Below are 20,033 nucleotides of genomic sequence, written 5' to 3'. Positions count from 1 at the left end.
GATGGCTACGAGATATATGGATGCAGTGCTTGTTGAGAAACGTATGTCATCACGTGTACGGAAAAATACCGGCTTTAAGGGCCTTTTCTTTGCCTCCACATTATTCGGTCTGATTGTGCTGGCTGTATTGCTCGTTCGTATTTTTACGCAGGGAATCGAATATATCAATATCGATTTTCTGATGAATCATCTATCCACAGACGCAAGCAGAGCAGGAATTATGGGAGCTATTTTAGGAACAGCATGGCTGATGGTGGTAGTAGTCCCGGTAACTATGGTCATCGGGGTAGGAACAGCCATTTATCTGGAGCTTTATGCAAAGAAGGGTAAGCTTCAATCCTTTATTGCAACAAATATTTCTAACTTAGCAGGTGTCCCGTCGATTGTGTATGGGTTATTAGGCCTGACATTATTTGTTCGTACTTTAGAATTCGGCAATGTCATCTTAGCGGGCGGATTAACCTTAGCCTTACTTGTACTTCCCATTGTTATTGTGGCAGCACAGGAAGCTTTGCGGGCAGTGCCGGGGCAGCTTAGTGAAGCGTCCTACGGCATGGGAGCAACAAAATGGCAGACGGTGCGCCGTATTATTTTACCAGCAGCATTACCTGGTATTTTAACGGGAGCGATTTTAGCATTATCACGTGCAATCGGAGAAACAGCTCCGTTAACTGTTCTTGGTATACCTGCATTGTTAATCCCGTTTCCGTCCGGTATTTTTGATACATTCACGGCATTGCCGATGCAAGTCTATTATTGGACGATTGATTCATCCCTTGTAGCAGAATATGCGAATTTAGCGGCGGCAACAATTATTGTGTTATTGGTTTTACTGTTCTTGCTAAACTCTATCGCTATTTTGATTCGGAATAAGTTTCAGCAGCGCTACTAAATGCACGATACAAAATTTAATGAGCTGAAATAGGAGAGGAGAATATTCCATGAGTACTGTCATGACAAAACAAATAAATTTAAAGCTTGTAAGAAATCCAAATGAAAAACACGAACCGGAAGTGCCTAAAGAGGTCGTTTATGATACAAAAGGGTTAAATTTATGGTATGGGGAAACACATGCTTTAAAAAATATTAATATGGATATCAAAGAAAAAGAAGTGACAGCGATTATCGGCCCCTCTGGCTGCGGGAAATCCACGTATTTGAAAACATTGAACCGGATGGTGGAACTGGTTCCCATTGTTAAAACATCTGGCCAGATAACGTATAAAGGGAAAAATATTTTAGATAAATCCTTTCGTGTAGAGGATTTACGCACACAGGTCGGAATGGTTTTTCAAAAAGCAAATCCGTTTCCGAAATCAATCTATGAAAATATTGCTTACGGACCTAAAATCCACGGCATTAAAAATAAGAAGGTTCTAGATGAGATTGTGGAGAACAGTCTGCGCGGCGCATTCATCTGGGATGAGTTAAAGGACCGTCTGAGTGATAATGCATACGGGTTATCGGGCGGACAGCAGCAGCGTTTATGTATTGCCCGCTGTCTGGCAGTAGAACCGAATGTGATTTTAATGGATGAACCGACGTCAGCGCTGGATCCAAAATCAACCTTACGCATCGAGGAGCTTGTACAGGAATTGAAGAAGGATTACGCAATTGTTATCGTAACGCATAACATGCAGCAGGCAGCCCGTATTTCTGATAAAACAGCATTTTTCTTAAATGGGGAAATCATTGAATATGATAAAACCGACCACATTTTCAATAACCCGACAGATCAGCGTACAGGGGATTATATTTCTGGACGGTTTGGATAAGTGAATAAAACTTCTTTAGAGAATGGCTTTCTGGGCCATTCTTTTTATTTTAGAATTTGAGTTTAGTGTTAAGTGATAGTGTTTTTTTATGATAGAAGCATATCGGATTTTTATCGCCAGACTTGAATTAAGAAATAAATTGATAAATGATTTTAAATGCGGGCGGTACAAGAATAACCAAGGCTACAAACAGATGAACATACCTTCTGTTCGTGAAACTGGTATAGGTGAATAATAATAAAATGATAAAAACAGCTAAAGCTAATAGATTGATGGAATATACCCAAATGGTTGAGTAGAACACATGTAAAATAGAGATGAAAAAGTAAATAAATGCGCTTGCAATAAAACTTTTTTTAGCGGAAGACATCGTTACCATCCCCTGTTGCTAGAGTTAATTTTATATATAACCATTCTTCCCTTCATACAAAAGAGAAAACCTGATTATTTTGTTTTGGAAATCCGTGTTTGGATATTTTATACAAGGGAACATGATAATATAAAGAATGATTAAAAGGAGTTGTGAGAAATGAAGGTATTTGTAATCGGAGCGAACGGACAGATTGGAAAGCATCTGGTGAATCAGCTGCATGCACATGAACAGCATGAGGTGACAGCCATGGTTCGAAAAGAAGGGCAGAAAAAAGAATTAGAAGATAGAGGTATTCATGCCGTGTTAACGGATTTGGAAGGCAGTATCTCTGATTTGGAAAATGCTATAGAAGGTGCTGATGCAGTCATATTTACAGCTGGCTCCGGCGGAAAGACCGGTCCGGATAAGACATTGCTCATTGATTTAGATGGTGCAGTAAAATCGATTGAAGCTGCGAAAAAGGCCAATGTGAATCGTTTTGTGATGGTGAGTGCATTTCAGGCACATAACCGGGACAGCTGGGCAGACAGTCCAATTAAACCATATATGGTGGCAAAACACTTTGCAGATGAAACATTGATGCACAGCGGTCTTGATTATACCATCGTCCGTCCAGGTGGATTACAGAACGAGCCAGGCACAGGAAAAGTGCTGGCAGGAGAAAACCTGGAGCGGGGCAGCATTCCGCGTGAAGATGTAGCAGCCGTCATCGTGGAAGCACTTGAAGCTGAAAACACGTATCAAAAAGGCTTTGATTTAATTACTGGAGTAGACTCTATTCATGATGCGGTAGGGAAAATATAAAATAAAACTGTAACTTTCGGGAATTTCCCGGATGGTTTTCCGTAACAGCGTGAAAAAAGGCGTTCTTTTCTAGAAAGAGCGTCTTTTTTGTGTGAAGAAAAATATACATAATCATTTCCACACAAAAGGATACTTTTTCTAAGCAAACGCTCATTTATCCCATTATTTATGTTTCCAGAAACAAATAAAAAACCCAGAAATTACGCGTCTTGACAGGATAAAAGCGGAATTCCTCAAAAAAATAAAAAAATTTTAAATTACCTCTTGCATTATTATACATAATGATGCATAATAATTCGATAACAGCACATTTACGAGAGGGGATTTTTTAAGTGGCAAAAGACAAGATCGTTTTAGCTTATTCTGGAGGATTAGATACATCTGTAGCGGTGAAATGGTTACAGGATAAATATAATTATGATGTGATTGCAGTAGCGTTGGATGTTGGGGAAGGAAAAGATTTGGACTTCGTGAAGCAAAAAGCATTGGACGTTGGCGCTATCAAATCATATGTAATCGATGCGAAAAAGCTTTATTCAGAGGAATATGTATTGCCGGCATTGAAGGCCAACTTGCTTTATGAAGGGAAATATCCATTAATTTCAGCATTATCACGCCCATTGATCGCAAAAATATTGGTAGATATCGCTGAAGAAGAAGGTGCAGTGGCTGTAGCGCATGGCTGTACTGGAAAAGGAAATGATCAGGTCCGTTTTGACGTTGCCTTTACAGCGTTAAACCCTGAGTTAAAGATTGTTGCACCAGTTCGTGAGTGGGCAATGTCGAGAGAAGAAGAAATTGAATATGCATTAGAGCATAATATTCCGGTTCCAATTAAAAAGGACAGTCCATACAGTATTGACCAGAATCTATGGGGAAGAAGTAATGAATGCGGCATTTTAGAGGACCCATGGGCAGAAGCGCCAAAGGATGCATATGATTTAACCCAAGAACCAGAGGATGCACCAGATGAAGCGAAAACGGTGCAGATTACGTTTGAACAAGGAAAGCCGGTTTCATTAGACGGCCAAAAACTGGATTTAGATGAATTGATTCTAACACTAAATGAAATTGCCGGTAAACATGGTGTTGGCAGAATCGACCATGTGGAGAATCGTTTAGTCGGTATCAAATCAAGAGAAATTTATGAAGCTCCGGCAGCAATGACGTTGATTAATGCACATCAGGAATTGGAAGCATTAACTTTACCTCGTGAAGTAGCGGAATTTAAACCGGTAGTAGAGCAGAAGCTGGCACAGGCAGTTTATTACGGCTTATGGTATTCCCCGCTGACAGAAGCCTTGCAGGCCTTTATTGAGAAGACACAGGAGCATGTTTCTGGTACAGTAAAAGTGAAGCTGTACAAAGGGCATGCACAAGTTGTCGGAAGAGAATCTGCAAATTCCTTATATGACTTTGACTTAGCAACCTATAACAAAGCTGATGCTTTTGACCATGATGCAGCACTAGGATTTATTAAGCTATGGGGACTGCCGACGCAGGTACATGCCTCTGTCAACGGCCCTCAAGGAAATAAATCGATTGAGAAAGTAAAACTAGAGGTAAAGGAAGCTGTTAATCCGTGAAATTATGGGGTGGAAGATTTACAAAACCAACGAATGAACTAGTCGACGAGTATACCTCGTCGATTCGTTTTGACCAGAAGTTAGCGAAATATGATGTGAAAGGCAGTCTGGCTCACGTTGCAATGCTGAAGAAATGCGATATTATACCGGCAGAGGACGCAGAGCAGATTACCGAAGGATTGAAAAAGGTTCTGTCCAAAATTGAGGCTGGAGAAGCTGAATTATCAGAAGCAGATGAAGATATCCATATGAATGTCGAGAGACTGCTGATTGAAGAAATTGGTCCAGTAGGAGGAAAGCTTCATACTGGGCGCAGCAGAAACGATCAGGTAGCGTTGGATATGCGGCTGTATGCAAGAGAAGCGGTATCTGAGCTGATTGTGCTCGTGAAATCAGTTCAGCAGGCGCTTATCGGGCAGGCGAAGGCAAACATTGATGTCATTATGCCGGGATATACGCACCTGCAGCGTGCGCAGCCGGTTTTATTTGCACATCATATGATGGCATACGTATTTATGTTTCAGCGTGATGTGGAGCGTCTGGAGGACAGCTTGAAGCGTGTGAATAAATCGCCATTAGGTGCAGGGGCACTGGCAGGCACAACTTTTCCGATTGATCGTGCTTTTGTAGCAGAGCAGCTTGATTTTGACGGAATTTGTGAAAATAGCCTGGATGCTGTCAGTGATCGTGATTTTGTGGTCGAATTCCTGTCCAATGGCTCGTTGATCGGTACGCATTTATCACGTCTTTGTGAAGAACTCGTGCAGTGGTCCAGTGCCGAATTTAATTTTGTCGAGCTGGATGATTCGTATACAACGGGAAGCAGCATGATGCCGCAAAAGAAAAATCCAGATGTGGCAGAGCTTGTCCGCGGCAAGACAGGGCGTCTTTACGGCAATCTGATTGGAATGCTGACGACGTTAAAAGGCTTGCCTCTCGCATATAATAAAGACATGCAGGAGGACAAAGAGGGGATGTTTGATTCCCATGAAACGCTGAAGGGTGCTTTACAGCTCTTTGCCGGAATGATTGCATCCATGGAAGTAAATAAAGAAAGTATGTACAAAGCGGTTTCCAATGATTATTCCAACGCGACGGATCTGGCTGATTATCTGGTGAATAAAGGACTTACCTTCCGTGAATCGCATGCGGTTGTCGGCCAGGTGGTTTTAAACTGTATTCAAGACGGCAAGTATCTGCTGGATTTAAGCTTAGCGGAATTCAAACAATATTCCGAGGTAGTGGAAGAAGATATATTTGAAGCGCTGAAGCCGGAAACAGTGGTTAATGCAAGAGCAGCTGCGGGCGGAACAGCAAAAAACAGTGTATTAGACCAAATCGAAAAGGCAGAGCAATTATTGGAATCATCTGATGTAAATAAGGTATAGTATATACGAGAAGTAAAATGATTGGAGCCCATAGAGTCAGCAGATGGGTTCCTTTATTTTACGCAAAAAAATACAATAGATTCAAGTTTTTCTAATGTCGTAAAGGCGGTAATGTATTATGAAATTAATTGCATCAGATATGGATGGAACCTTGCTTAACGAAAAGGGCGTAATCAGTGAAGCGAATGCGCAAGCAGTAAAAAAAGCAATTGACAAAGGTGTAGAGTTTATTGCTGCTACAGGCAGATCTTATAAAGCTGCGAATACGCCGCTTCAAGCTGCCGGGATTAATTGTCCTATTATTAGCTTGAATGGCGCAGTAACCTATCAGGAAAATGGAAAAGTAATCAATAGTATTCCAATGGATAAACAGGCAGCTGCACGTATTGTTGAAGAATGCAGCAAATTGGGGATGTATGTAGAATTATTTACAGATAAGGGTGTCCTTTCCGAAAGCCGGGAACACTTTTTAGACATCCTCATGGATATCCTGCATGCAGCTCATCCAAATATATCTGAGAGGGAAATGCGTGAGATGGTGGAGCAGCGGTTTCAATTAGAAGAAGTTTCTTTTATTGAAAATCTGCAGTTAGCAGTAAAGGATGAGGATACCGAGGTTTATAAAATTCTTTCCTTTGCTTTTGAGGAGAGCCAGCTGGAGGGTGCAAAGAGAAAGCTTCGTGATGAGACAGGGGCTGTAATTACCTCTTCCGGAGAGACGAATCTGGAATTTAATCATCCTAAAGCCCAAAAAGGATTAGCCATTCAAAAGTATATAGAAGACAGCGGCTGGTCTATGCAGGATGTGATGTCAATCGGAGATAATTGGAATGATGCAAGCATGTTAGAAATGGCTGGCCGCGGAGTCGCGATGGGAAATGCTGCAGATAAAATTAAGCAGTTATGCCAATATGAGACGGTGACAAATGAGCAGGATGGTGTCGCCAAAGCCATTGAAAAGATGCTGGCAGATTTAGATAAATAGAAAAATGCCGGGCTGTTTTACTTCTGCCCGGCATTTTTCTATTTAATGGCGTTTACTCAACCATAATACCCCTGATTTTGCGAGTCTTGGCAATAAGCCTGTCATGGGTTTCTTAGCCATATTTCCAAAACCGTCTGACTTTCCTAAGGAGCCCAAGGTTCCTTTAAGCTTGATAGGTTTTGGTTTTTTCGGCTGTTTTTCATGTAAAACAGCGAGCAGGATTTCTGCAATCTGTTCTCCCTGCAGTCCGGCCAGCTGTGCACTCGGCGAATGCTCGCTGGATGCGCAGTCCCCCAGCACATACACGGATGGATCTTCTGGAACTTGATAAAAATCATTGACAACGACTTTCCCTTGATTATCCTTGCTGTATGGAAGTTCACGTACAAGCCAATTCGGCTGGACGCCTGCAGTCCAGATGGTCACATCATTTAAATAACAGACACCGTTATTGCATACCCCATCCTGTTCTACATATTCTACCGTTGAATGATGAATCACATCGACATTGTTTTCTGTCAGCCATTTTTGTACATAGGATTGAATTTTGCTGTCCAGCGGTTTTAATACGGTATTGCCGCGGTCAAGCAGGCGGATGTTTAAATCTGGCCGGCTTTCCCGAATTTCTGAAGCAACCTCAATACCGCTTAATCCTGCGCCAATAACAGAAACTTTTCCATAAGCTTTCAAATTCCCTATTGCCACGCCTGCTTTTCTGGCTTTTGCAAAGGTTTGAACGCTTTCGGTATATTCTTCTGCCCCCGGGATTCCATGGTAATTGTCTTCGCAGCCTAATCCGATAATTAAATAGTCATAAGGAACAATGGATTCTTCGTCTTGAATAATAATCTGTTTATTTTCCGTATCGATTTTTGTGATTTCCCGAAAAATATAGTTCACCCGGGAATCAGCTGGAAAATCAACACGAACATCATGATCGGCTGAAGTTCCTGCAGCAATCGCATAGAACTCTGTTTTTAGCGAGCGAAATGGATTACGGTCAATAACAGTGATATGTATATCATCGGATAATGTTTGGCTGAGAAGGCCGAGCAGCGTCTTGATACCGCCGTATCCACCTCCAACAAGAACAACTCTTTTCATTGTGTTACACCCCTTATTTAAATTGTGAAGAAATATAAAACGAAACTTTAATCAGCGGGAGTTTGCCAGACGACTCTCTGCGGGAAATGAAATGTCTCAACGGAATGGAACGATGATGCCGCGTCCCGTCAAAATGCTGCGATGAATTGCTCCAGCAAAAAGCAGATAGGATCGCAAGGGGATGCACCTAGAGATATGACCGGGAAGCGGCCTCCCTAAACCCCCTTGAACTCATGAACGTATACTGCCAGTTAAACTGTGGTAAAATATGAATGCATTTTCATTTAAAAATAGCCGCGTTCAGCTCCAAATGTTCTCCACTTTCGACATTTTGAAACAATCTCTCTTCCGAATACTAGCGTAACAAATTATGAAGGCGATGTCATTAAGATTGAGGCTGCAGTTTACGAATAAGAAAAGGATAATTTATTCAAAAAAATTAAATTATTTCAGGTGGAATGAATAGCTTGCTAGAGTTTTAGAAATAATGGTACGATTAAGAGTGCTTTTTATTCAATAAGATTAACCAATCATTCTATGGGAGGGAAATATAACTCCCGCTGAATGAAGTTTCGTTTTCATAGATATAGAAAAGAAAAGGAGTTGCCTATGGCAGGAATGAATTCAATCCCATTTACTGTAGCAAAAAATGAGCAATTTTTTGATCGCCTGGGAGATTATATCGGCGATGTTTTTTATGATATTTTACCAGAACAAGGCTTTGAGCTGCGTGATGAACAGATTTATATGGCGTTTCAGCTGGAACAGGCTTTTAAGCATAAAAAGACTATTTTTGCAGAAGCAGGTGTCGGTACGGGAAAAACAATCGTGTATCTCTTATATGCCATTTGTTATGCCCGTTATCAGAGAAAGCCTGTGATTATTTCCTGTGCGGATGAAACCCTGATTGAACAGCTGGTCAAAGAGGGCGGGGATATCGATAAGCTGGAAAAAGCGCTCGGCTTAGAGGTAGACGTCCGTTTGGCAAAAGCGCGCGAAAACTACTTGTGCATGAAGAAATTAGATCCGTTGTCCGAATATACAGAGGATGAAGAAATTCTTGATGTACATGACTCTATTCCAGATTTTGTGTTCGATCAAGGTGTTTCGATGCAGTCTTTTTATCCTTATGGAGACCGGAAAGATTATCCATGGCTTTCGGATAAGCAATGGGAACAGATTGGCTGGGACCCGCTGAAGCAGTGTGCGACTTGTGACTTTAGACATCGCAGTGCGCAGACATTGCATCGTGATTATTACCGCCATGCAAAAGATTTGATTATCTGCTCGCATGATTTTTATATGGAGCATGTGTGGACGAAGGAATCACGAATCAGGGAAGGACAGCTGCCGCTGCTTCCGGAAGCAAGTGCAGTTGTGTTTGATGAAGGGCATTTATTAGAGTTTTCGGCCCAAAAAGGGTTGACCTACCGCTTCAACTATCAGAATATCACCAATGTCTTAACTGGCTACCAAGGGCAGGACGTGCGGGAAGAATCACTGCAATTAGCCGAAGATATCATGGCGCTCCATGATGACTGGTTTGATTATATTTCAGAAATAGCTGCGCGTGTAGAAGGCTCCAATCGACTTGAGATTCCAACAGATATGAAAATGCGTGAAATGGCAGTTCAATTAGAGAAGATGGTTCAAGAGCTGTTAGAACAGCTTGTTTTTGATGCGGAACTGTTCACCATGGATGCATACCATACAAAAATTATTGAAGAGTACTTGGAATTTTTCACGTATGGTTTATCGATTTTCTTAAAGGATGATGAAGGAGTTTACTGGTTGGAAGAGGGTGGCGACCAAAGCAGTCTGGTTATCATGCCGAGACTGGTAGAGGATGTACTTCGGGAAGAAGTATTTCAGAAAAACATCCCATTTATTTTCTCCTCCGCAACACTGTCTCAAAATGGAGATTTTTCTTATATTGCGAAGAGCCTGGGTGTGGATGCATATGACTCCTTTTCTGTCGAATCCCCATTTGATTATGAGGAAGTCCGTACCATAAAAGAGCATGGTTATTCGGAGGAAACAGAAAAGTATCTGGGGATTGCCAGCCAGCTTCAGGAGAATAAAGGGCACAGTCTCGTTTTATTCCGCTCGGAAGAAGAGATGCAGGCATTCCGGAAATGGACAGAAACGCAAGACTGGTCCTTTGATTTCCTATTTGAAGGGGATAAGGAAATCAGTGAAATTGTCCGCGAATTCCAGTTTAATAAGTCCTCTGTTCTCTGTGCGTATCATTTATGGGAAGGGCTCGATGTGCCGGGAGAGGCACTGACGCAGGTTATCATTGCTTCCCTGCCATATCCGCCTGATGATCCTGTGTTTAAAGCAAAACGCAAACATGCAAAGAACGCGTATGATGAAATCGATTTGCCTTATATGGAGCTTCGGTTAAAGCAGGGCATCGGCCGATTAATTCGTACAGAGCATGATAAAGGAATCGTTCATATTTGGAAAAAAGCATAGAGTTACATGCTCTATGCAGCATTTAATTTGATTTTTAAAAGGACCGTTGATACCTATATCCTCGTATTAACGGTCCTTTTTCGTATCAATTAAGCTTATAAAGTGATTTAGAATCTTTGCAGTCAGCCCCCAGATGGTATTGTCATCATATTGATAGAAAAGCTCCTCCATTGTCCTGATATGCCATTCATAGTCCTCTCCGCCGACAATTAAATGGTATGGGAAATTATCCTCGGGTTTTATTTCTAAATGCACTTTATATTTTTTTGGTTCATTTTCTAAAAAGAAGGAAAGTGGGACGGTGAAAATATGATCCACTTCATCCGGGCTGGGCTGGATATTTTCTATACTCTTCAGCCTCCCGATAAAAGGATATATAATTCTTCCTAAGTCATTCACCACATAATCAAGCGGAATGGGGTCGGAAATATCCTGTTCTGAAATTCCAAGCTCTTCCGTGGTTTCCCGTACAGCGGTATGGGCAGGATGCTTGTCATCCTGGTCTGCACGGCCTCCGGGAAAACAAACATCTCCAGGCTGGCTTCTTAGATTTTTGGACCGGACTTCAAAAAGGATATGAGTTTCTCCATCTAATTCAACCAAAGGAATTAAAACAGAAGACCGTTTAAAGTGTTTGTGGCCCATTAATGCCGGAGTGCGTTCCCTTAAATGATTCAGAATATGTTCTATCTGCATGCGTATCCTCCCTTTTCAGCGTTCGTGTCATATATTAATTCTAGTATGCTTTTGGATTACTGTCATTTATATCGATTAACATGACAGATTATGTGTGTAAGTTGACACGTATTCGTAGAGATAGGATGATAATTATATAGAGAACGTTCAAATAAATATCGCTTTTGATAGAATAAGAATAAATAAGAGAAGGGTGCGTATGTAATGAAACATGCTATTTATCAAATGGATATTGTTCCCGGTGACCCGGAGAGCAATCGCAGAAGAGTGGAAGCGTGGCTGATAAACCAGGTTAAGGAGGATAAACCTGATATCGTCGTTCTTCCGGAAATGTGGACGACAGCATATACGTTGGACCAATTAGATCAAATCGCTGATTTGGATGGAGAGCCTACGAGGAGCTTTTTGAAGGAGCTGGCAAAAACGTATCAGGTGCATATTATTGGCGGGTCATTTGCAAATAAAGCAGAGGGCGCAATCTATAATACAGCGCTTGTTATTAATAACGAGGGGGAAGAGGTCTATACGTATGATAAAATCCATCTCGTCCCGATGCTGAATGAACCGGCGTATTTAGCAGGCGGAAGAAAACAGGCGCGTGTATTTGAGTTAGATGGGATCAAAATGGGGCTGATTATCTGCTATGACCTTCGTTTCCCTGAGTTAGCCAGAGAATTAGCTCTAAAAGGAGCAGAAGTGATTTATATTGTCGCAGAATGGCCATCCGCACGCAAGGATCATTGGAAGGCGCTTCAACTGGCGCGGGCGATTGAAAATCAATGTTATATTATATCCAGTAATCGGATAGGAGCGTATGATGGTGTCGAATTCTGCGGAACGTCGCTGATTGTCGATCCGTGGGGGACGATTGTCCAGGAAGGGTCCGAAGAACAGGAAGAAACACTGATTGAAACAATCGCTGCTTCAAACGTGGATCGTATACGTGAGGAAGTCCCTGTCTTTAAAAGCAGAGTCCCGGAAATGTATCAAGGCTGGTAAGAACGAAAAGCGTAAAGTGCCCGTTTAAAAACGTAGAGACTGCGCTTCCCGTTTTTTTTGGGTGGTGGTTCGACTTTAGTCGAACTTCCTTTACCTTAAACCGATGATGGCTTTCACCTGCAGGGCATAAGTGCGACTTTAGTTCTGTCTGTGCCTGATGTCTTGCCAATCGCTAAGTCTGCTTTATCATAGGGCACTCTCGTGTTGTCTCGTAGTTTTTGGCGCTTGGAGCTGGACATGGCTATTTCTGAATAAGAATAATATAAGAAAAATCTTATATTTTCCTATCCCATAAAAAAGACTCCTTTGTCAGTGCGTCCCTCGAAAAGCCGGAAGATAACCGGTTTTCAAGGGATAATCACCGTCGCAGGGAGTCTTTTTTAGTGAAGTGATTTATCAATATTAGGCGGTTCTTTTAATTCGCCTGTACAAACATTTTCTGTGATATGCACTTGGGAAGTTTTCCCTTTGTTGTTCACGAATTTGAATACACCGTTATTAAAGTCCGTACCAATTTCCTTGTAGAAGATTCCCTCGTACAGGTTATGCTTGGAACGAGTGAATTTCAGACGATATTGTCCAGGTACTTCGCCGTCTTCCTGAATAAATGCGCGTACGCCTTTTTCGTAAATCGTATCATCCGTACTTTTTAATGTACGATCAACAGAAACAATGTGAAGGTCGATAAAAGAAATCTCACGAAGAAGCACATTGACAAAAGATCCTTTTGTAATCTCTTCCCAACGGTTCTGTGCGCTTTGCCCAATAATGATTTGTGTAATATTGTACGTATGTGCTACGTCTTTAATTGCTTTTACAGAGCGCTTCTCTTTATCACGTATAATAAATTCCTCTACGTCTAATTCCTCGCACAATTCCTTCCAATGTTCAACAAAGCCAGATTTATCTGCATCAAATTCATCATAGGGAAGGGCATCTACTGTTAAAACATATAATGGGCAATCCATCATTTGTGCTAATTTATGACCGCGGCGGATTAGACGTTCTCCATTAGGACCATAATAAACACATACTAAAATACTTTCGTCCATACGACCTCTGATTTTTTTCATCGCTTCTACGCACCTTTCTTTAATAGTCATTTACTTTTTCTTTCGTTTTTAAAACATCTATATATATCTGAATAGGAACAGAATGGTTTCACTTTTAATTTAACCTGTCAGAAGGAGGTTTAACCCCTTTTATAACAGGTTTTTGAAGATAGTCATATCCTTTAAACCGTATCATTTTAACATGTATTTTTAGATTCGTATAGTACTAGATGTAAAATATTTATTTCACATTGATTTTTTCACTGTAAAGTCCTTTATACAGGTATTTCTTAGAAGTTGCAAGTAAATTTAATAATGACGTCTTCGTTGCTGATGAGATATATCAAAACATCTCAAAATAAAATTTTATAGGGGTGTCACAACGTCATACATGCAAACAAAGAAAAATTCTTGTATAATATCTATGTGTGATTATGAAGACGTCATGTTTAGTGTGTGTTCCAATAAGCTTTGTAAAAATGCCCAAGTGACAAATGCTGCAGCATTGCACTGCTTTTGTCAGACTTTTTGAACAACCATTTTAACACCTCATAATGCCTTTGCTCTTACTACATGAAAGGCTTATTATTTTACCACGTTTTAACATAGCATGAGTGTCCGTCATTTCCCCATGAGGGTATTGAAATAATAAAACAAAACGTTAATCCAGCGGGAGTTTTTACGAATGGTTCTCCCTAAAAAATGATATGGCTGGAAAAACGGTCACTACATTTCCTGATTAACTCAAGCTTCCATTCACAAGGGAAAAAAACATGTGGATTAAGTTGAGTTTCTCTCTATTTTAATGCATTGGTTCAACCACTTTATCGTCTTTGTTCCATTCAGTAACGTAAAATGCTGAAGGGCCCCTGCAGCTATTTATATATACTTTCGTCAATAATAAGCTTTCTATTATTAGATTAGCATTTTACGGACAAAATAACCATTGTATATGCTGTTTGTTTAGAAAGTATAAGAAAAGGTTTTAAAGAAGCTGTCACGAAGCTCCTTGCCTTGTGCCGGAATATTCAAGCTGGCACATCCTTATGGTGGTAAAGAACGAGCGTATCTCGCTTATTCGAATGTTCGTTTTCTCTCCCGTTTTAAAGGGTAGTTAGTAAATAGCATACTTGTCTGGATGAAATATGTGCGGACTTTTTAAACAGGTGAGAAATTTTACCCTTTTTTGCTGCTTGAACCCAAACTTTGATTGATACCTAAACATCTGGCAACCATCAGGTTTTCTAACATAATCACAAAATAAGAAAAACAATGAAATGATAGGAGGTTCTCGTTTGTCGACTTTAGTACTGGCTATTTTTATCCCATTTCTGGCTGCTGCAATTATACCCTTCTTATATAAGTATATAAAAAACATACATGTGGGCTGGTTCGTCATTCTGGTGCCGACAGGTTTATTCATTTATCTTGCTTCGCTCATCCCGGCTATTTCTAATGGAGAAGCAATTGTGCAGACAATAAACTGGATTCCGAGCTATGGAATCAATATAACGGCTTACCTGGATGGACTTAGTCTGACTTTGGCATTATTGATTTCCGGAGTGGGAGCACTTGTAATTCTTTATTCTATTTATTACCTTTCGCTGAAAGAACCAATAGGTACGTTCTATACATACCTTATGCTGTTTATGGGAGCAATGTTAGGTGTTGTGATGTCAGACAACATGCTGGTTTTGTATGTATTCTGGGAGTTAACAAGTATCTCTTCCTTCCTGCTAATCGCATTCTGGTATCAGCGAAAGCGTTCCAGAGAAGGTGCCAAGAAATCATTGATTATTACGGTTTCTGGCGGTATTTCAATGCTGGTTGGTTTTATCATGATTGGTGCCATGGCAAATACGTGGAGTATCCGCGAGGTAATTGCTGAAGTGGCGGCAATTAGCGATCATGCTTTATTTATCCCTGCTCTCTTGCTTGTGCTGCTTGGAGCATTTACGAAATCAGCACAGTTTCCGTTCCATATATGGCTTCCGGATGCGATGGAAGCACCTACACCGGTTAGTGCTTATCTGCACTCGGCCACAATGGTAAAAGCGGGTATTTATCTGGTTGCTCGTTTCACACCGGTTTTTGGCGGGGAAGCTGTCTGGTTCTGGGCTGTTACAGGTGTCGGGATATTTACGCTTTTCTGGGGATCCTTTAATGCTGTCCGTCAGACCGATTTAAAAGCATTGCTGGCTTATTCAACCATCAGCCAGCTTGGAATGATTATGAGTATGTTCGGGATGGGCTCCGCAGCCCTTCATCTGGGATATGCTGAGGAATCGGTGGTATATACAGGGGCAACCTTTGCGGCGTTATTCCATTTAGTGAATCACTCGACGTTTAAAGGCGCGTTGTTTATGGTTGTCGGTGTCGTCGACCACAGTGTGGGCACCCGGGATATTCGCCGCCTGGGCGGACTCATTACACTTATGCCTATTACATTTACGATTGCAACAATCGGCAGCATGTCCATGGCAGGGTTACCTCCGTTTAATGGATTTTTGAGTAAAGAGATGTTCTTTATATCTACTTTAGATATTACGGAAGCAAGCTTCTTCGGCTTAGGGACATGGGGGATTATCATTCCGATTGTTGCCTGGATAGCAAGTGTCTTTACATTTGTTTATTCCACCGTATTTGTTGTGAAAACGTTCCTTGGTCCATATAAAGAAGAAAAGCTGGAGCATCCGGCACATGAGCCAAAGCCGGGAATGCTGATTTCACCGATTATATTAGGATTGCTTGTAATTATATTTTTCTTTGTGCCGAATGTGATTGGAGAGAATCTGATTACGCCTGCGATGAGCGGAATCTTCCCTACCTTTGCTGCAGAAGGCGCAGATTTGGGAACGGATATTTATGCTTGGCATGGCTTTGAGCCTGAATTATTTATGACCATCGGTGTCGTACTGTTTGGGGTTCTCTTATTCTTCACGAGAAAATACTGGTCAGGTATATATAAACTGTTTCCAGAGAAACGATCAATTAATGTGTTTTATGGATTCGTCTTAGACCAGATGGAAGATAAATCAACGGTTATTACAAATAAATATATGACGCGTTATTTACGTGATTATATGGTGTATATTTTTGCTTTCTTTATTTTGGTGGTCGGCGGAACTTTTATTTATACAGAGGCATACCAATTTACACTGCCGGAAAATGCAACGATTTCGGTTTTTGAATGGCTTATTGTGCTGTCTATGATGGCAACCGGTATTACAATTTTATTTGCACAGTCCAGGCTGACAGCGATTGTGTTAAATAGTATTTTAGGCTTTGGAATTGCGATTCTTTTTGTCCTGCTGCGTGCACCTGATTTAGCGCTGACACAAACCGTTATCGAAGCAGTAACCACTGTTTTATTCCTTGTAGCGTATTATTTCTTGCCTGAGCTGGAAAAAGAAAATACGTCGAAGAAAACGAAGAGTATCAACCTGTTTATCTCCATTGGTGTCGGTGTCGTATTTACAGCTGTAGCATTAGGTGTTCAGGGGAACAGAGGATTTGATACAATTTCTGGATTTTTTGAGAATTCCTATGAACTTGCAGGAGGAAATAACATGGTGAATGCCATCTTAGGGGACTTCCGTGCATTTGATACAATGTTAGAGGTAGTTGTTCTCTTAATTGCAGGGATTGGTATCTATACAATGATCCGGGTGAAGGCCAAGAAGGAGAGTGATCAGATTGAAGATAAATAACGTCATCCTTCGTACAGTGGCCAAGCTTGTTTTCTTTATCATTCTGACCCTTGCAGTTTATTTATTTTTTGCAGGTCATAATAGTCCAGGCGGCGGCTTCAGCGGCGGGCTGGTACTTGCATCTGCACTGGTACTGTTATTTATTGTATATGATATTGAAACCATCCAAAGAGGTCTTCCCATTGATTTTAAATTGGTAGCTGCTTTTGGTGCATTCTTGTCTGTGGGCACTGGGTTTGGCGCATTGGTGTTTGGTGCAAACTTCTTAACACAGGCCTTTGATTATTTCGATATCCCTTTTTTCGGGGAAATAGAACTGACAACAGTGACGATTTTTGAAGCTGGTGTTGCGCTTGCTGTTGTTGGTGTTGTGGTAACAATCTTATTAAGTATTAGTGAGGATGAGTAATTATGGAAACGTTAGTAACCATCCTGGCAGGTGTATTAGTTACAGTAGCAACTTATCTCTTGCTGTCAAAGAGTTTGATCCGCGTTATTATCGGTACTGCGATTTTAACCCATGCAGCCCACCTTCTCATTATGGTGCTTGCAGAATTAAAAACGGGAACAGTGCCGATTGTCGGCGAAGGAGATCCGGTAGATCCACTCCCGCAGGCATTGATTTTAACGTCAATCGTTATTGGTTTTGCAGTAACTGCGGTGTCTCTCGTTCTCGCTTATCGAACATATCAAGAGATTGGAACAGATAAATTAGATGAGCTGAGGGGGGAGACGGATGAGTAATTTAATTGTTATGCCCATGGCACTGCCGGTCCTGTTTGGGATTATTCTTTTATTTTTGAGACCTTATGTGAAGGTGCAAAGAGGACTGTCATTGCTCGTATTTGTTGCGAATATCGGAATCAGTGCATATATGCTGCAGCTGATTCAGCAAAATGGCGTCTTACGTCTTGATTTTGGCGGTTGGGAGCCGCCTTTTGGAATCTTATTTGTGGCAGATAGTTTTTCTATGCTGCTGGTGCTGGCGGCAAGTATTGTTGCTGCTGTATGTTTAATCTATTCGTTTTCTTCTGTGGAGCCATCATTTGAAAAGAATTTTTATTATTCTTTTGTTTTATTTCTTATCGCAGGGGTAAATGGCTCCTTTCTGACAGGAGATATCTTCAACCTGTTTGTCTGTTTTGAAATTATGCTGCTTGCCTCCTACGTGTTAATCGTATTTGGCGGCAAAAAAAGACAGCTTCGCGAGTCGATAAAATATGTCATTGTTAATGTTGTCTCCTCTTGGATTTTCCTTGTAGCTATTGCATATATATATGGATCGGTCGGAACATTAAATATGGCGCATATAGCAGAGCGTGTTGCAGAAAATGGACAGACTGCGACATTAACTGTTGTCAGTATTGTTTTCTTAACCGTATTTGCATTAAAAGCAGGTCTGTTTTTGTATTTCTGGCTGCCGGGCTCTTATTCTGTTCCAATTACTCCGGTCGCAGCTATGTTCGGAGCGCTGCTGACAAAGGTTGGAATTTATGCGATGTTCCGTATGTTTACCTTGATTTTCTATCATGAACCGCAAATGACGCACACGATAATCGGAATTTTAGCAGGGCTGACTTTAATCGGCGGGAGTATTGGAGCAGTTGCTTATAAGGACCTCAGATTAGTTGCTTCTTACAATGTGGTCATTGCAGTTGGTTTTATTCTCGTTGGTTTGGCTGTTGCAACACCAGCTGCTATAGAAGGTTCTATTTATTATTTGATTCATGACATTATTATAAAAGCATCTCTATTTTTACTGGTAGGAACGATGATTGCAGTGACTGGGCAGACGAAAATGGATGAAATCAGCGGTCTGATCAAGAACCACCCGCTGCTTGGCTGGCTGTTCTTCCTGACAACATTATCTTTAGCCGGAATTCCGCCATTAAGCGGATTTATCGGTAAAGTCCTTGTTGGGGAGGGTGCTGTAGAAGGCGGCGCATATGTCTTATTAGCTCTTGCATTTATCTCAAGTATCTTTGTTCTATACTCCCTGATGCGTATTTTCTTAACAAGCTTTTGGGGAGAAACCATTATCAGTAAAGACGAAGAAGCACCAGCAAAGAAAGGCTGGAGCGTTGCAATGTGTATATTAGCTTTAGGTACGATTGCTTTAGGCTTAGGCGCTGAATCTATGTCTGTTTATGTTCAAGATGCAGCAGAAACATTATTAAACCCGCAAATTTATATTGATGCAGTACTTGAAGGGAATTAGTCCGGATGAAATACGAATTATCCGGTCCCCCTAGGAGTGTGCATGAATACCTCTGAAGCAGTTTTTCTAATAAACAAGGTGGTGATGCTGAATGCCGGCACAGTTTTTATTGAATGTGTTTATTGCTGTATTATGGACCCTGATTAATGATGAATCCGAACTTCGATTTACAACATTTGTCGCAGGTTATCTCGTTGGGATTGGTATTGTATTTTTAATGCATCGTTTTTTTGGAGAACGATTTTATCTTTCACGCTTTATAGCGTTAATAAAACTGATATTTATCTTTACGAGAGAGCTTATCATGTCGTCAAAGCTCGTTCTTGGGCAAATTTTAAAACCGAAACTTTCGATTAAGCCGGGACTGTTTAAATACGAAACAGTCTTGCGGGGAGATTGGGAAATTACGGCTTTAGCACTATTATTAACATTAACTCCAGGTTCTGTTGTTATTGAAGTGACAGATGACGGAGATGCATTTTATATTCATGCGATGGACGTGGAAGAGTCAAAAGATATCCTGTTAAAGTCCATTGATAACTTTGAGAAAGCAATTATGGAGGTGACGCGCTAATGATTCAAGGAATGCTGACGATTGCTTTAACGTTTTATGGAATATCGATTTGTATCAGCGTGATTCGTATTATTATTGGCCCGAGTCTGCCTGACCGTATCGTTGCTTTAGATATGGTTGGTGTGACACTCGTATCCTCCATAGCTATTATATCTGTTATGATGACAACCACTGCATTTTTAGAAGTTATCTTGATTTTAGCTATCCTGGCTTTTATCAGTACCATTGCCTTCTCAAAATATATTGAGAGGGGGATCATTCTTGAATATCGACGCGACGATTGAATTTATT

At 41.0% G+C, this 20,033-nt stretch carries 18 protein-coding genes; 14 read left to right on the top strand and 4 right to left on the bottom strand.

Annotated features, from left to right (window positions below; translation table 11 throughout):
• Position 1: 1 nt before the first annotated feature.
• Positions 2–892, top strand: coding sequence for a phosphate ABC transporter permease PstA (gene pstA, locus MKY65_RS21625; protein ID WP_339180637.1), 891 nt, complete (start codon positions 2–4; stop codon positions 890–892).
• 49 nt (positions 893–941) lie between these two features.
• Positions 942–1,775 carry a phosphate ABC transporter ATP-binding protein PstB gene (pstB, locus tag MKY65_RS21620; protein WP_339180634.1) on the top strand — a complete coding sequence of 278 codons (834 nt, stop codon included), beginning with the start codon at positions 942–944 and terminating at the stop codon, positions 1,773–1,775.
• A gap of 127 nt (positions 1,776–1,902) precedes the next feature.
• Here the strand turns inward: pstB and MKY65_RS21615 are convergent, their stop codons facing one another.
• Complete coding sequence (locus tag MKY65_RS21615) at positions 1,903–2,145, bottom strand: hypothetical protein (RefSeq protein WP_339180632.1); 243 nt, start codon at positions 2,143–2,145, stop codon at positions 1,903–1,905.
• A 159-nt stretch (positions 2,146–2,304) separates the two neighbouring features.
• Here MKY65_RS21615 and MKY65_RS21610 point away from each other — a divergent pair, with 159 nt between their 5' ends.
• The 4 genes from MKY65_RS21610 (at position 2,305) to MKY65_RS21595 (ending at position 6,911) form a co-directional block, all read left to right on the top strand.
• Entirely contained in the window at positions 2,305–2,952 is a 648-nt protein-coding gene (locus MKY65_RS21610) for an SDR family oxidoreductase (protein WP_339180630.1), read from the top strand.
• 332 nt (positions 2,953–3,284) lie between these two features.
• A complete protein-coding gene (locus tag MKY65_RS21605) occupies positions 3,285–4,538 on the top strand; it encodes an argininosuccinate synthase (RefSeq protein ID WP_339180628.1) in 1,254 nt (417 codons plus the stop codon).
• Positions 4,535–5,926, top strand: coding sequence for an argininosuccinate lyase (gene argH / locus MKY65_RS21600; protein WP_339180625.1), 1,392 nt, complete (start codon positions 4,535–4,537; stop codon positions 5,924–5,926). Before MKY65_RS21605 ends, argH begins: the two co-directional genes overlap by 4 nt.
• 118 nt (positions 5,927–6,044) lie before the next feature.
• The gene (locus tag MKY65_RS21595; protein ID WP_339180622.1) at positions 6,045–6,911 is read left to right on the top strand and encodes a Cof-type HAD-IIB family hydrolase; all 867 of its coding nucleotides are present in this window, start codon (positions 6,045–6,047) and stop codon (positions 6,909–6,911) included.
• 42 nt (positions 6,912–6,953) lie between these two features.
• Here the strand turns inward: MKY65_RS21595 and MKY65_RS21590 are convergent, their stop codons facing one another.
• Positions 6,954–8,015, bottom strand: coding sequence for an FAD-dependent oxidoreductase (locus MKY65_RS21590; RefSeq protein ID WP_339180619.1), 1,062 nt, complete (start codon positions 8,013–8,015; stop codon positions 6,954–6,956).
• A gap of 609 nt (positions 8,016–8,624) precedes the next feature.
• Here MKY65_RS21590 and MKY65_RS21585 point away from each other — a divergent pair.
• Entirely contained in the window at positions 8,625–10,493 is a 1,869-nt protein-coding gene (locus tag MKY65_RS21585; protein ID WP_339180617.1) for an ATP-dependent DNA helicase, read from the top strand.
• A 66-nt stretch (positions 10,494–10,559) separates the two neighbouring features.
• Here the strand turns inward: MKY65_RS21585 and MKY65_RS21580 are convergent, their stop codons facing one another.
• Positions 10,560–11,189 (bottom strand): CoA pyrophosphatase, encoded by a 630-nt coding sequence (locus MKY65_RS21580; RefSeq protein ID WP_339180615.1) that lies wholly within the window; start codon positions 11,187–11,189, stop codon positions 10,560–10,562.
• A gap of 204 nt (positions 11,190–11,393) precedes the next feature.
• On the opposite strand from MKY65_RS21580, the gene MKY65_RS21575 reads away from it, so the two are divergent.
• Entirely contained in the window at positions 11,394–12,188 is a 795-nt protein-coding gene (locus MKY65_RS21575) for a carbon-nitrogen family hydrolase (protein WP_339180613.1), read from the top strand.
• Between the two features lie 380 nt (positions 12,189–12,568).
• Here the strand turns inward: MKY65_RS21575 and MKY65_RS21570 are convergent, their stop codons facing one another.
• Positions 12,569–13,261 carry a universal stress protein gene (locus MKY65_RS21570; protein ID WP_339180611.1) on the bottom strand — a complete coding sequence of 231 codons (693 nt, stop codon included), beginning with the start codon at positions 13,259–13,261 and terminating at the stop codon, positions 12,569–12,571.
• 1,274 nt (positions 13,262–14,535) lie between these two features.
• Between MKY65_RS21570 and MKY65_RS21565 the strand changes: the two genes are divergently transcribed.
• The 6 genes from MKY65_RS21565 (at position 14,536) to MKY65_RS21540 (ending at position 20,026) form a co-directional block, all read left to right on the top strand.
• Positions 14,536–16,950, top strand: coding sequence for a Na+/H+ antiporter subunit A (locus MKY65_RS21565; protein ID WP_339180608.1), 2,415 nt, complete (start codon positions 14,536–14,538; stop codon positions 16,948–16,950).
• Positions 16,937–17,359: a Na(+)/H(+) antiporter subunit B gene (locus MKY65_RS21560; protein ID WP_339180605.1), complete on the top strand. Its 423-nt coding sequence runs from the start codon at positions 16,937–16,939 to the stop codon at positions 17,357–17,359. Before MKY65_RS21565 ends, MKY65_RS21560 begins: the two co-directional genes overlap by 14 nt.
• A gap of 2 nt (positions 17,360–17,361) precedes the next feature.
• The gene (locus MKY65_RS21555; RefSeq protein WP_339180603.1) at positions 17,362–17,694 is read left to right on the top strand and encodes a Na(+)/H(+) antiporter subunit C; all 333 of its coding nucleotides are present in this window, start codon (positions 17,362–17,364) and stop codon (positions 17,692–17,694) included.
• A complete protein-coding gene (locus tag MKY65_RS21550) occupies positions 17,687–19,168 on the top strand; it encodes a Na+/H+ antiporter subunit D (RefSeq protein WP_339180600.1) in 1,482 nt (493 codons plus the stop codon). Before MKY65_RS21555 ends, MKY65_RS21550 begins: the two co-directional genes overlap by 8 nt.
• A gap of 91 nt (positions 19,169–19,259) precedes the next feature.
• Positions 19,260–19,742, top strand: coding sequence for a Na+/H+ antiporter subunit E (locus tag MKY65_RS21545; RefSeq protein ID WP_339180598.1), 483 nt, complete (start codon positions 19,260–19,262; stop codon positions 19,740–19,742).
• A complete protein-coding gene (locus MKY65_RS21540) occupies positions 19,742–20,026 on the top strand; it encodes a Na(+)/H(+) antiporter subunit F1 (RefSeq protein WP_339180596.1) in 285 nt (94 codons plus the stop codon). The genes MKY65_RS21545 and MKY65_RS21540 overlap by 1 nt, the downstream gene beginning before the upstream one ends.
• The last annotated feature ends 7 nt before the right edge of the window (positions 20,027–20,033 follow it).

Origin of the sequence: Oceanobacillus sp. FSL W7-1293 (genome assembly GCF_037969815.1) — a bacterium.
Classification (GTDB): Bacteria; Bacillota; Bacilli; order Bacillales; family Amphibacillaceae; genus Oceanobacillus; species Oceanobacillus oncorhynchi.
Note: the sequence above shows the minus strand (reverse complement) of the source record. Positions and strands in the feature narration are given on the sequence as shown.